Source organism: Streptomyces sp. V3I7 (assembly GCF_030817495.1).
Classification (GTDB): Bacteria; Actinomycetota; Actinomycetes; order Streptomycetales; family Streptomycetaceae; genus Streptomyces.
The window spans coordinates 5,385,082-5,396,728 of the sequence record NZ_JAUSZK010000001.1 but is presented as its reverse complement, the minus strand read 5'-3'; the positions used below and the strand labels follow the sequence as shown (position 1 = coordinate 5,396,728).

Genomic DNA, 11,647 nt, shown 5'->3' with positions numbered 1-11,647 from the left:
GCTCACACCCCCTCGGACTGCCGGGCGGCCGCCAGCCGGACCGCGTCCATGATCTTCTCGTAGCCGGTGCAGCGGCACAGGTTGCCCGACAGGGCCTCGCGGATGTCAGCGTCCGTCGGGTTCGGGTGGTGCTCCAGCAGCTCGTCGGCGGCGACCAGCAGCCCGGGGGTGCAGAAGCCGCACTGGACGGCGCCGGCGTCGATGAACGCCTGCTGGACCGGGGCGAGTTCGGCACCGTCGCCGGTGGGCTGCCATCGCTGGGCGTCCTCCAGCGACGTACCGCGTGCGCTCGTATCGCAGGACCGCTGCCGCGCGTACTCCGCGAGGCCCTCGACGGTGACGACCTCGCGGCCCTCGACCTGGCCGGCGGCGACCAGGCAGGCGCACACCGGGACGCCGTCCAGGCGGACGGTGCAGGAGCCGCACTCGCCCTGTTCGCAGGCGTTCTTGGAGCCGGGCAGGCCGAGGCGCTCGCGCAGGACGTAGAGCAGGCTCTCGCCCTCCCAGACGTCGTCGGCCTCCTGCGGCCGTCCGTTGACGGTGAAGTGCACACGCATCAGGCGACTCCCTCCGAGGTGCGGCGGGCGTCGCGGTACGACTCCCAGGTCCAGGTGAGCGTCCGACGGGCCAGGACGCCGATCGCGTGGCGACGGTAGTCCGCGGTTCCGCGGACGTCGTCAATGGGGTTGCAGGCGCCGGAGCACAGCTCGGCGAACTGCTTGACGGCCGACAGGGCGAGAGGCTTGCCGTTGTTCCAGCAGCCGCCCTCGTCGAGCGCCGCCGCCAGGAAGTCCTCGGCGGCCCTGGCCCGGACGGGGGTCGGGGCGGCCGAGCCGATGCCGGTACGGACGCTGCGGGTGGCGGGGTGCAGGGCGAGGCCGAAGGCGCAGACGGCGATGACCATGGCGTTGCGGGTGCCCACCTTGGAGAACTGCTGCGGCCCGTCGGCCTTCTTGATGCGGACGGCGCGGATCAGCTCGTCGGGGGCGAGCGCGTTGCGCTTCACCCCCGTGAAGAAGTCGTCGATCGGGATCAGCCGGGTGCCGCGCACCGACGCGGCCTCGACCTCGGCGCCGGCCGCGAGCAGGGCGGGGTGGGCGTCGCCGGCCGGGGAGGCGGTGCCGAGGTTGCCCCCGACGCTGCCGCGGTTGCGGATCTGCGGGGAGGCGACGGTGTGCGAGGCGAGGGCGAGGCCCGGCAGCTCGGTGCGCAGGTGCTCCATGATCCGGGTGTACGGGACGGAGGCGCCGAGCCGGACCGTCTCCACGTCGGTGTCCCACTCATACAGGTCGCCGACGCGGTTGAGGTCGAGGAGGTACTCGGGACGGCGGTGGTCGAAGTTGATCTCGACCATCACGTCGGTACCGCCCGCGATCGGCACGGCGGTGGGGTGCTCGGCCTTCGCGGCGAGCGCGTCCTCCCAGCTGGCGGGGCGTAGGAAGTCCATGACCGGCTCTCTTCTTGATGTTCGAGGTCGTCCGGATCGAGCCGATCCGTGGGGACGGGCGCGGCTCGCTCATGTGCTGTTGACGCGGAGTGGCCTCAGTACACCGCCACGTGCTCCGACGGGGTCAGTCACCGAAACCATGAAGGAGTTGGCTGGCCAGGGCGGGCATCTTGTAGATTCGTATGAACGGAGGTTATCGGAAGCCTCATCGTTCTCCCGTGGAAACACAGGAAACAGCCTGGCCATCGACGCGTGCGCCTCGCGCACCGGTCGCCGCGCTCCTCTCGTGGCTCTCACCACGACCACCACGATCCATCGTAGATTTCGAGACAAAGAACGGCGGCGACGAGAATGCGGCTGCGCGCACTGCTGGACACCGACGCGCTGGGCCTGCGGCTGCTCGGCGGCGAGGACGAGCTGGACCGGACCGTGCGGGGCGTGATGACGACCGACCTGCGCGATCCCAGCCGCTACCTCTCGGGCGGTGAGCTGGTGCTCACGGGGCTGGCGTGGCGGCAGGGCGCCACCGACTCCGAGCGGTTCGTGCAGATCCTGGTGCAGAACGGGGTGGCCGCGCTCGCCGCCGGTGAGGCCGAGCTCGCGGGCGTGCCGGACGACCTGGTCGTGGCCTGCGCCCGGCACCGGCTGCCGCTGTTCGCCGTGGACGAGTCGGTCGCGTTCGCGTCGATCACCGAGCACGTCGTACGTCAGGTGTCCGGCGAGCGGGCCGGGGACCTCGCGGCCGTGGTCGACCGGCACCGGCGGATGATGACCGCGGGACCGGCGGGCGGCGGTCCGGACGTGGTCCTGGACCTGCTCGGCACCGACCTGGACCTGCGCGCCTGGGTGCTCGCCCCCACCGGCCGGCTGATCGCGGGCCCCAAGGCCGCGGCCCCGGCGCTGTCCGCCGAGACGTGCGCCCGGCTGGCCGCCGAGCACCTCGCGGCCGCCCGCACGGGCCGGCGCGGGCCGTACCGCGTGGTGCTGGACGGGACGGCGTACTCGCTGTTCCCGATACGCCGCGGCCCGGCGGAGGCCGAGGCCACGGGCACGGCGGCGCTGTCGGACTGGCTGCTGGCAGTCGAGGCGGACGCGGGCGAGTGGCCGGAGGAGCGCCTCGACCTGCTCCAGGGCGTCACCCAGCTGATCGCGGTGGAGCGGGACCGGCGGGACGCGGCGCGCACGGTACGGCGCCGGCTCGCGCAGGAGGTGCTGGAGCTGGTGCAGGCGGCCGCGCCGCCCGCCGAGATCGCGGCCCGGCTGCGGGTCGCCGCGCCGGTGCTGCTGCCCGGGCTCGGGACCGCCCCGCACTGGCAGGTGGTCGTCGCCCGCGTCGAGTCGGGCGCCCGGCCGGACACCGGCCTGTCCGCCAAGGACGGGGACGGCGCCCCGGTCGCCCGGTCGCTGCTGGAGGAGATCCTGGTCGACCCGCTCGCGACCGGGCCCGAGCCCTCCGACCGCATCGCCGTGGCCCACATCGGCGACGAGGCGGTGGCCCTGGTCCCGCTCGCCGCCGTCGCCGCAGAGCACGGCGGCGCCGAGGCCGAGATCCTCGCCGACGCGCTCCTGGCGACCGTACGGGACCCGCTGTCAGCCGGTCTGGGCGAGGACGGCCGGCTGACGATCGGCGTCAGCGCGGCCGTGCACTCGGCGGAGGGGCTGCGCGGCGCGCTGGAGGAGGCGCGGCACGCCCGCCGGGTCGCGGCGGCGCGTCCGGGCCGGGTGAGCGCCGCGGGCCACCAGGAGCTGGCCTCGCACGTCCTGCTGCTACCGTTCGTGCCGGACGATGTCCGCCGGGCCTTCACGGCCCGTCTGCTGGACCCGCTGCGGGAGTACGACCGCCGTCACCGCGCCGAGCTGATCCCGACGCTGGAGGCGTTCCTGGACTGCGACGGCTCCTGGACCCGCTGCGCCACCCGTCTCCACCTGCACGTCAACACGCTGCGCTACCGGGTGGGCAGGATCGAGCAGTTGACGGGCCGTGATCTCTCGCGCCTGGAGGACAAGCTCGACTTCTTCCTGGCCCTGCGCATGAGCTGAGGTACGCGGGTGCCCGAACGGCCTCCGCGGCCCAGGACTTTGTGAAATCCTTCACCCACCCCCTTGGCCGGGCGCCGCGATTGGTGCTGGAATGCCGCCACCACTCAACAGCTCGACGGCGCGCTCGGGGAGGGCAACGTGGCGCATTCCGCCATGTCTGGAAACGGAACGACCGCAAGTGACGATCCACTCCAGACCGCGGTATGGCGGTTGCGCTCGCGGGCCTGCTGGGTCGACGCGGCCACCCTCCTCCGCCCGGACACCCCGGCCACCGCGCTGCAGCGAGCCACTCTGCTCACGGAGCGGTGCCTCTACACCGAGCGCGGCTGGGAGGACGCCGAGGACGCCCTGCGGGCCGCCGAGGCGCTGGCGCGGAGCGACGAGGAACGGGGCGCGGCCGCCTGCGAGCGCGGGCAGCTCGCGTACGCCGCGACGCTGCACGGGGTGCGGGACCGGGCGGACGAGGCGCGGGCCGCGCTGGGCCGCGCGGCGGCGCTGATCCCGCCGGGCGCCCCCGGCCGGGACCTGCTGGACTTCCGCCGCGGCCTGCTGGCCGAGAACCTGGCCCACGCCCCCCAGGCGGCCCGTGCGGCGTACCGCCGCGCCCACGCGGGCGCCGTGGCCCACTCCAACCCGCTGCTGCTGTCCTTCACCTGGCGCCACCTCGCCGGACTCGCCCTGCGCGACGGGGAGTTGGCGGAGGCACGGCACGGCTTCACGGAATCCCTGCGTATCCGGGAGGAGTTGGGCTACCTGGTGGGCACGGCCCCCGCCCTGGTGTCGCTGGCGGACGCGGAGAGCGAGCCGGAGTCGTCCCGCCTGCGCGAGGAGGCCCGCCGGTTGTTCCGGCTCCTCGGGGGCGTACCGACGTGGCTGGCCGACCAGTTGATCCCGCCGGCGGCCGCGACGGCGTAGCGGGAGCCGGGGTCCGTCGTTCGGATCAGGCCTACGCCGAGCCGGCGAAGTGCTCGTTCACCAGGGAGCGGACGACGTCCAGGTCCCGGGCGATCAGCGCGTCCAGCAGGGCCGTGTGCTCGGCCGCGTCCGCGACGAGGTCGGCGCGGCCGTGCCGCACCGGGCCGCCGACGGGGGGCCACTGGGCGCGCCGGTGCAGGTCCTCGGCGACCTGGACCAGCTGGGCGTTGCCCGCCAGGCTCAGGACGGCGCGATGGAAGGCGCGGTCGGACTCGGCGTACGTCGCGCGGCAGCCGGTGGAGGCGGCGCGCACGGTGTCGTCGGCGAGCGGGCGCAGTTCCGCCCACCGCTCGGCCGGCACGGTGCGGGCCAGCCGCAGCATCACCGGCACCTCGATCAGCGCCCGCACCTCAGCCAGTTCCGACAGGTCCCGCGCGCCCCGCTGGACCACCCGGAACCCGCGGTTCGGCACGACCTCGACCGCGCCCTCGAGCGCGAGCTGCTGCATGGCCTCGCGCACGGGCGTCGCCGACACCCCGAACCGGTCGCCGAGTGCGGGCGCCGAGTACACCTGGCCGGGCTTGAGCTCGCCCGCGACCAGCGCGGTGCGCAGGGCGTCCACGATCTGTCCGCGCACCGACGCCCGCTGGACGACGGGACGCGGCGGCGGGATCGGCCGCTCGCTGTGCGTGTGCTCACCGCGCACGCCGTGAGCCGCGTCACCGCGTTCGCGGTCGGCGTCGAGGACGGCCGGCGTCTCGACGGCGTCCAGCGCGTCCAGCGCGTCCACGGACCGCGTCTGCGCGGGCACCCGTACCTCGCCGGTCCGCAGTGCCGGAACTCCCGCCTCGGCGGAGCCGGGCAGGCCGTGCAGTGCGTGCAGGCCGTGCTTCACGCGGTTCCTCCTCCGGGTTGTCGGCACTTGGGGTCATTACGGCGGGTTGCTACCTGTGCGTCAAGCACCTTAGGCGCAGGAGGCGGCAGTTCAAACTCCGATCAGGTTGGGTAAGGTAAGGCTTACTTATCTAGATCCGCCCGCGATCACTGATCGGTGGTTCCGTCATGTCCGTCCCCGCCTCGGCGGTCTCCGCCGCGTACGCCCGTCTCACCGAGGCCTACCCGGGGCTGGCCGTCACGGAGCTGGGCCCCGAGGGCCCGGCGCCCCAGGGCGGTGGCTGGGTCGGCGCGGCGGCGCTCGCAGCGGGCGGGGAGGGCCTGGGCGCGTTCCTGTCCTGGGACGACGCGCAGGTCCGGCGGGACTACGGCATCCGCGCCCGCCCCGACGTCGTCGCCACTTTCGGGCTGCACCGGTACGCCTGGCCCGTCTGCCTGCTGATCACCGTCCCCTGGTTCCTGCACCGCCGGGTGCCGCGCCTGCCCGTGACCCATGTCTCCTACGACCGCACCGCCGGCCGCGTGGCCGTCCGCGCCGACTCCTTCGCCTGCCTGCCGGGCGACCCGGCGGCCGCGCTGCCCGGCGCGGTCGTGGTGCCGGACGAGGAGGCGCTGCGGGCGCGGGTGCGGGCGTCCGTCGCCGAGCACCTGGAGCCCGTCCTCGCCGCATTCGGGCCCCGCGCGCGGCGCCGCGGGCGCGCCCTGTGGGGCATGGCGACCGACGACCTCGTCGAGGGCCTGTGGTACGTCGCCCATCTGCTCGGCGAGCCCGAGCATGAGCGGGTCGTGCGCGAACTGGAGCTGCTGCTGCCGGGCGCGACCGCGCCGTACGTCGGCTCCGCCGCCTTCCGCGAGCTGACCGGGCCGGACGGCGAGCCTTTGCCCACCCGGGACCGGGCGAGCTGCTGCATGTTCTACACCGTGCGGCCCGAGGACACCTGCGCCACCTGCCCGCGCACCTGCGACACGGAGCGCGTCGCCCGGCTGACGACCCCGGCCGCCGCCTAGTTTTATTCGAACTCAACTCGCGCTTCTGGAGCGGCAGTTCGAGCAGAAAATCGCGCTGGGCATCCCCTCGCACCCCCTTGGCGTCCTCTTGCCCCGAAACCCCCTGAGGGACGCCGGGATTGGGCCACTATGACGGGCGTTACCGTCCTTTCCCGATGCGAGGGACCCCAGATGAGACTGACCGACATATCGCTGAACTGGCTGCTTCCGGGCGCCGTACTGCTCCTGGGCATGCTGGCGGCGGTGGCGGTGCTGACGCGCGGCAAGCGCGCCTTGGGGGGAAGCGCGGGCGCGGACGACTCGTGGGAGCGCAGCGAGGAACGGCGCCGGCGCAAGGAGGCGGTCTACGGCACCGCCTCCTACGTGCTGCTGTTCTGCTGCGCAGCGGTGGCGGCCGCCCTCTCCTTCCACGGTCTGGTCGGCTTCGGCGAGCAGAACCTCGGGCTGTCCGGCGGCTGGGAGTACCTGGTGCCGTTCGGCCTGGACGGTGCCGCCATGTTCTGTTCCGTCCTCGCCGTGCGCGAGGCCAGCCACGGTGACGCGGCGCTCGGCTCGCGGATACTCGTGTGGACGTTCGCGGGCGCGGCGGCCTGGTTCAACTGGGTGCACGCGCCGCGGGGTTTCGGGCACGACGGGGCGCCACAGTTCTTCTCCGGCATGTCCCTCTCGGCGGCGGTGCTCTTCGACCGCGCGCTGAAACAGACCCGTCGGGCCGCCCTGCGCGAGCAGGGTCTGGTCCCGCGTCCGCTGCCGCAGATCCGTGTGGTGCGCTGGCTGCGTGCTCCTCGTGAGACCTACAGGGCCTGGTCGCTGATGCTCCTGGAGGGCGTGCGCAGCCTGGACGAGGCGGTCGAGGAGGTGCGTGAGGACATGCGGCAGAAGGAGGAGACCCGGCTGCGGCGGCGCGAGCAGCAGCGCGTGGAGCGGGCCCGGCTCAAGGCGATCAGCCGGGGCCACCGCGGCTTCGTCGGGCGCGGCGCCGGCCGGCCGGTGGAGGACCGCGCCGCCCTGGAGCGCGCCACCGCCCAAGTGACCTCGGAGCCTGCCCTGTCGGCGGCGGAGCAGCTGCCCGTACGTCCGCGGCCCTCCCTTCAGCCGGTCCGCAAGGGCGCCGACGCCATCACGGTCGACCTGACCGCGGAGGACGACACGATGGGGCTGCCGCGACTCGACTCCCTGGAACGCAAGTTGAAGGATCTGGAGCAGCAGCTGGGCTAGGGCCTGTCGTTTGGATCATCCCGGCGTCGCGGGGCTGATCCAAACGACAGACCCTAGGGCCCACACGGCCTGACCGGCGGGGCGGGGCGGGGCGGGCGCGGTTTGCGGGCCGGCCCCGCCCCGCCGCTGGTTCACGGCTCCGTTCCGCGCTCGTTCACGGCTCCGTCCGTCGCTCGGTCACGCGGCCTCCGCGTCCAGTTCGAACCAGACCGCCTTGCCGACGCCGTGCGCGCGTATGCCCCAGTCGTCCGCGAGGGACCGCACCAGCATCAGACCCCGGCCGTGCGTGGCGTCACCGGTGTCGCACGCGCGCGGCATCGGCCTGCGGGCCACGAAGTCCCGTACCTCCACGCGCAGTCCACGCGGTCCCACGACCGCCGTGAGCACGGCGTCCTGGTCGGTGTGGACGAGCGCGTTGGTGACGAGTTCGCTCGTGAGCAGTTCGGCCACCTCGGAGCGGCCCGGTTTGCCCCAGTGTCGCAGGAGTTCGCGCAGCGCCCTGCGCGCCTCGGGTACCTCGCGCAGATCCGCTCGCTCCAACCGGCGCTTCAGCTGGGGCCCTTGCGCCTGATCCGTGACGTCGTCGGCCTCTTCGGTCCGTACCGCATAGGCCCCGACGGCCACGGGACCGCCCCCTCGTGCCTGCCTTTTCATGACCCCCGCCCGCACGCTGTTGCCGTTACCCCTCCTGGTCGAGCACATTCATGGGGATCCATGCCCGTTCGAGCCCGCGCCAGTCCTGTCGGGCCCGCAACGACCGGGGGTTCGGCCGAATTCACGCCTCCCAGACGGCAGCCGCCGTACGGTCGTCGGCGTAGCCCTTCACCCGCACCTGGGTGTCGGCCAGGAACGCGGCGAGGCCCGGCGGGGTGCCGTCGGACCAACGCCGGGCGAGGTGGGCGCAGAGGGCGGGCTCACCGCGCAGCGGGTCGGCGAGGCCGCCGCTGCACATCAGCAGCGCGTCACCGGGGCGGGCCACGGAGGCCCGGAAGCGGAAGGGTTCGCGGGGCGGGTCGACGGCGTTCGGGCCCGGGGGCTCCGGGAGGCCGGGGTCCAGGGTGAACCGGTCGTCCTTGGCGTCTTCCGCGGGCAGCGAGCCGTACCCGGTGCCGGCCTCGCCGGAGGGGCCGTCGGTGCTCACGCGCGGTTCGATGTCGCGCCAGACCCCGTCCCGCAGCCGGAACAGCCCGCCCCCGCCGACGCCGAAGAACACGCGCGTACGGCACTCGGGGTCGGCGGACAGCAGCAGGCAGCGCAGGGTCGCCGCGTACTCCTCCGGGTCGGCGCCCTGCTCGGCGGCACCCGTGCGGAGCCGGCCGAGGCTGTGGTCGGTGAGCCGGTGCAGCCCGGACTTCAACTCGACGCGCCGGGCGGCCCGGACGTCCTCGACGAGCCGCGCGTGGCTGCGGCCCACGGCCCGCCCGATCCCCCGGCACACCTCGGCCGCCGCCCGGTGCGCGCCCGGCGTGGCCCGTGCCCCCGTCGCCACCGCGACCAGGACCAGCGCCTCCTCCCCCGCCCCGAACCGCGCGACCAGCAGCGCGTCGCGCCGCGACTCCCCCCGGTACCGCGCGGAGTCGCCCCGCACGGAGGCGGCCCGCAGCGTGCAGGCGCCGTACCGGGCGCCGTCCAGCACGGTGTCCGCGACGAGTTGGCCGAGGCCGTCCGGATCGGCGGCGGGAAGGGCGGTGGGTTCGGCGTCGTAGGTGGGCGGACCGGAGCCGACGTAGTCGGGGACGGGGGGTGCGGCCCGCCGAACGGGCGGTACCGACGCGGCGGTTGGCGTCTTCGGCGGCCTGGGGCTCGGGAGCAGGGGCGCGGGCCGGGGTGTGGACTCCCAGAGGGGGCGCGGACGTTGGATCCCCGTGCCGGCCGCGGGAGTCGTGCGCTGGGCGGGCACGTCGGCGACGGGAGGGGGCGGCGGGAGGGGCTCGTCGGGCCCGTCGTCCGGCGGCTCCTCGGGGGTCAACGCGGCCGCCGCCGAGGCGTATCGGTCGTCCAGGGAATCGGCGGCGGGCGCGGGCCCGGTGTCCGCGGTGGAGTCGTCGTACAGCTGCCTCCACCAGTCGTCCTCGCGACGGGTGGACCTACCCCCCTGCTGGCTCATGCCCCTGATTGTCCACCGCACGGGCCGCTCTAAAACGGGGCATCCCGAAAATCGAGGACGCGTTGAACGTACGTACGAGAGAAGGTGCGGGAAAAGTCGGGTGGTCCCGCGGGCGACGCGGCGGTACGACATCTTCCAGTTCCGGACGGTTCTCCCCCCGTGGAAGAACCGTCCGGGCACATGGGGCCCGCAGTGATCGACACCGTGGTGACGACACCTTGGCAGAGGGGCGGGTGGTACCGCGATGATGTGCCGAGGCGGGTTTGCGCCGTGGCCGATTTCCGCCACGGCCGTACCGACGGCCCCGGCGCGCGGGCCGGTCTGCGGGGAGGGAACGAGGGCTGATGCTGGCAGCGATAGGTCTGGACGAGAGACATGAGGCGGCGTACCGGGCGCTGGTGGCCGTCGGCGCCGCCGACGTGGACGATCTGGCACGCCGACTGAGCCTGAACGAGCACGACACCGAGCACGCGCTGCGCCGGCTGGAGCGGCACGGCCTCGCCGCCCAGTCCTCCGCCCGCCCCGGCCGCTGGGTCGCCGCGCCGCCCGGGGTGGCGCTGGGCGCGCTGCTCACCCAGCAGCGGCACGAGCTGGAGAAGGCCGAGCTGACGGCGGCGCTGCTCGCCGAGGAGTACCGGGCGGTGGCCGCCGCCCCCGCCGGGCACGACCTGGTCGAGGTGGTGACGGGCGCCGCCGCGGTCGCGCAGCGCTTCCTGCAGTTGCAGCTCGGCGCGAGCGACGAGGTGTGCGCGCTGGTCACCGGCGACCCGATGGCCGTCTCCGCCCGGGACAACGACCCGGCGGAGGCGCAGGCGGCCGGTCGCGGCGTCCGCTACCGGGTGGTGGTCGAGCGGTCGGTGCTGGACCTGCCGGACGGTGTCGGCGAACTGACGGTGGCGCTGGGCCGGCGCGAGGAGGTGCGGGTGGCGAACCTGGTGCCGACCAAGCTGGTGGTGGCCGACCGTTCGCTGGCCATGGTGCCGCTGACCACCCGGACCGCGGAACCGACCGCGCTGGTCGTGCACGCCAGCGGCCTGCTGGAGCTGCTGTCCGGCCTGTTCGAGTCGGTGTGGCGCGAGGCCCTGCCGCTCACCCTCGGCGCGTCCGGCGTCGTCGAGCAGCGGCCGGACGGACCCGACGGCACCGACCTGGAGGTGCTGTCGCTGCTGCTGGCCGGGCTGACCGACGCGAGCGTGGCCAAGCAGCTCGATCTGGGCCTGCGGACCGTGCAGCGGCGGGTGAAGCGGCTGATGGAGCTGACCGGGGTGACCACCCGCCTCCAGCTGGGCTGGCACGCGTACGAGCGCGGGTGGGTGGCCCGGGAGACGCGCGAGACGCGCGACTGACGTCCGCGCGAAGTGGCCGGTACTTGATCTGCGCGTTCGTGCCCGCTCGGGCAGTCTGGGCAGATGGGAGCGTGGGAACTCCTGCTGGCCGGACTCGTCATCGTGCTCGGCCTGTGCGGGGTGCTGGTGCCCGGGGTGCCGGGGTCCTGGCTGGTGTGGGCCGGGATCCTGTGGTGGGCGTTGCAGGATCGGCGTCCGCTGGCGTGGGCCGTCCTGGTGGGGGCCACGGTGATCCTCTTCGTGTCCCAGGTGGTGCGCTGGGCACTGCCGCCCCGGCGGCTGCGCGAGACCGCGGCCACGCCGGAGATGGCGGTGTACGCGGGACTCGGGGCGTTCCTCGGCTTCTTCCTCGTCCCCGTCGTGGGCGCGATCCCCGGCTTCATGGCCGGGATCTACCTCCACGAACGCCTGCGCCTGGGCGGCCACGGCGAGGCCCTGGCCGCGCTGCGCACGATCATGCGCTCGGGCGGGACGAGCGTGCTGACGGAGCTGTTCACCTGCCTGCTGATCCTGGGCGCGTGGCTGGGAGCGGTGATCTGGGGCTGACGGCGGAGCCAGGCGGGCCCCGGCGGCGGCCCGGCCCCGCTGCCCGCCCGGCTGGCGGGCACCAGGGGCGACACCCGGCTGATCACCGGTCAGGCGCCGCACGCCGACGCGACGTCGGGCACGGTC

General features: G+C 74.3%; 11 protein-coding genes. 6 read left to right on the top strand and 5 right to left on the bottom strand.

Translation table 11 applies throughout. From position 1 onward, the window contains the following. Positions 1-2: 2 nt before the first annotated feature. Positions 3-557: a (2Fe-2S)-binding protein gene (locus QFZ74_RS25085; protein WP_307623088.1), complete on the bottom strand. Its 555-nt coding sequence runs from the start codon at positions 555-557 to the stop codon at positions 3-5. After that, the gene (locus QFZ74_RS25080) at positions 557-1,447 is read right to left on the bottom strand and encodes a xanthine dehydrogenase family protein subunit M (RefSeq protein ID WP_307623087.1); all 891 of its coding nucleotides are present in this window, start codon (positions 1,445-1,447) and stop codon (positions 557-559) included. Before QFZ74_RS25080 ends, QFZ74_RS25085 begins: the two co-directional genes overlap by 1 nt. Positions 1,448-1,798: 351 nt before the next feature. On the opposite strand from QFZ74_RS25080, the gene QFZ74_RS25075 reads away from it, so the two are divergent. Both QFZ74_RS25075 and QFZ74_RS25070 read left to right on the top strand, forming a co-directional pair. After that, complete coding sequence (locus tag QFZ74_RS25075; protein ID WP_307623086.1) at positions 1,799-3,487, top strand: PucR family transcriptional regulator; 1,689 nt, start codon at positions 1,799-1,801, stop codon at positions 3,485-3,487. A 153-nt stretch (positions 3,488-3,640) separates the two neighbouring features. After that, a complete protein-coding gene (locus QFZ74_RS25070; protein WP_307623085.1) occupies positions 3,641-4,402 on the top strand; it encodes a hypothetical protein in 762 nt (253 codons plus the stop codon). Between the two features lie 31 nt (positions 4,403-4,433). On the opposite strand, the gene QFZ74_RS25065 is transcribed toward QFZ74_RS25070, so the two are convergent. Beyond that, positions 4,434-5,297: a GntR family transcriptional regulator gene (locus QFZ74_RS25065; RefSeq protein WP_307623084.1), complete on the bottom strand. Its 864-nt coding sequence runs from the start codon at positions 5,295-5,297 to the stop codon at positions 4,434-4,436. Between the two features lie 167 nt (positions 5,298-5,464). Between QFZ74_RS25065 and QFZ74_RS25060 the strand changes: the two genes are divergently transcribed. Together QFZ74_RS25060 and QFZ74_RS25055 are read left to right on the top strand one after the other, a co-directional pair. Then, positions 5,465-6,304 carry a (2Fe-2S)-binding protein gene (locus QFZ74_RS25060; protein ID WP_307623083.1) on the top strand — a complete coding sequence of 280 codons (840 nt, stop codon included), beginning with the start codon at positions 5,465-5,467 and terminating at the stop codon, positions 6,302-6,304. Positions 6,305-6,475: 171 nt separating this feature from the next. Further along, a complete protein-coding gene (locus tag QFZ74_RS25055; protein WP_307623082.1) occupies positions 6,476-7,522 on the top strand; it encodes a DUF2637 domain-containing protein in 1,047 nt (348 codons plus the stop codon). A 177-nt stretch (positions 7,523-7,699) separates the two neighbouring features. Here QFZ74_RS25055 and QFZ74_RS25050 read toward each other — a convergent pair whose 3' ends face one another. Next, positions 7,700-8,176 (bottom strand): ATP-binding protein, encoded by a 477-nt coding sequence (locus tag QFZ74_RS25050; RefSeq protein WP_373462432.1) that lies wholly within the window; start codon positions 8,174-8,176, stop codon positions 7,700-7,702. Between the two features lie 121 nt (positions 8,177-8,297). After that, positions 8,298-9,629 (bottom strand): protein phosphatase 2C domain-containing protein, encoded by a 1,332-nt coding sequence (locus QFZ74_RS25045; protein WP_307623080.1) that lies wholly within the window; start codon positions 9,627-9,629, stop codon positions 8,298-8,300. A 344-nt stretch (positions 9,630-9,973) separates the two neighbouring features. Here QFZ74_RS25045 and QFZ74_RS25040 point away from each other — a divergent pair, with 344 nt between their 5' ends. Both QFZ74_RS25040 and QFZ74_RS25035 read left to right on the top strand, forming a co-directional pair. Next, positions 9,974-10,975, top strand: coding sequence for a LuxR family transcriptional regulator (locus tag QFZ74_RS25040; RefSeq protein ID WP_307623079.1), 1,002 nt, complete (start codon positions 9,974-9,976; stop codon positions 10,973-10,975). 63 nt (positions 10,976-11,038) lie between these two features. Beyond that, complete coding sequence (locus tag QFZ74_RS25035) at positions 11,039-11,521, top strand: DUF456 domain-containing protein (protein ID WP_307623078.1); 483 nt, start codon at positions 11,039-11,041, stop codon at positions 11,519-11,521. The last annotated feature ends 126 nt before the right edge of the window (positions 11,522-11,647 follow it).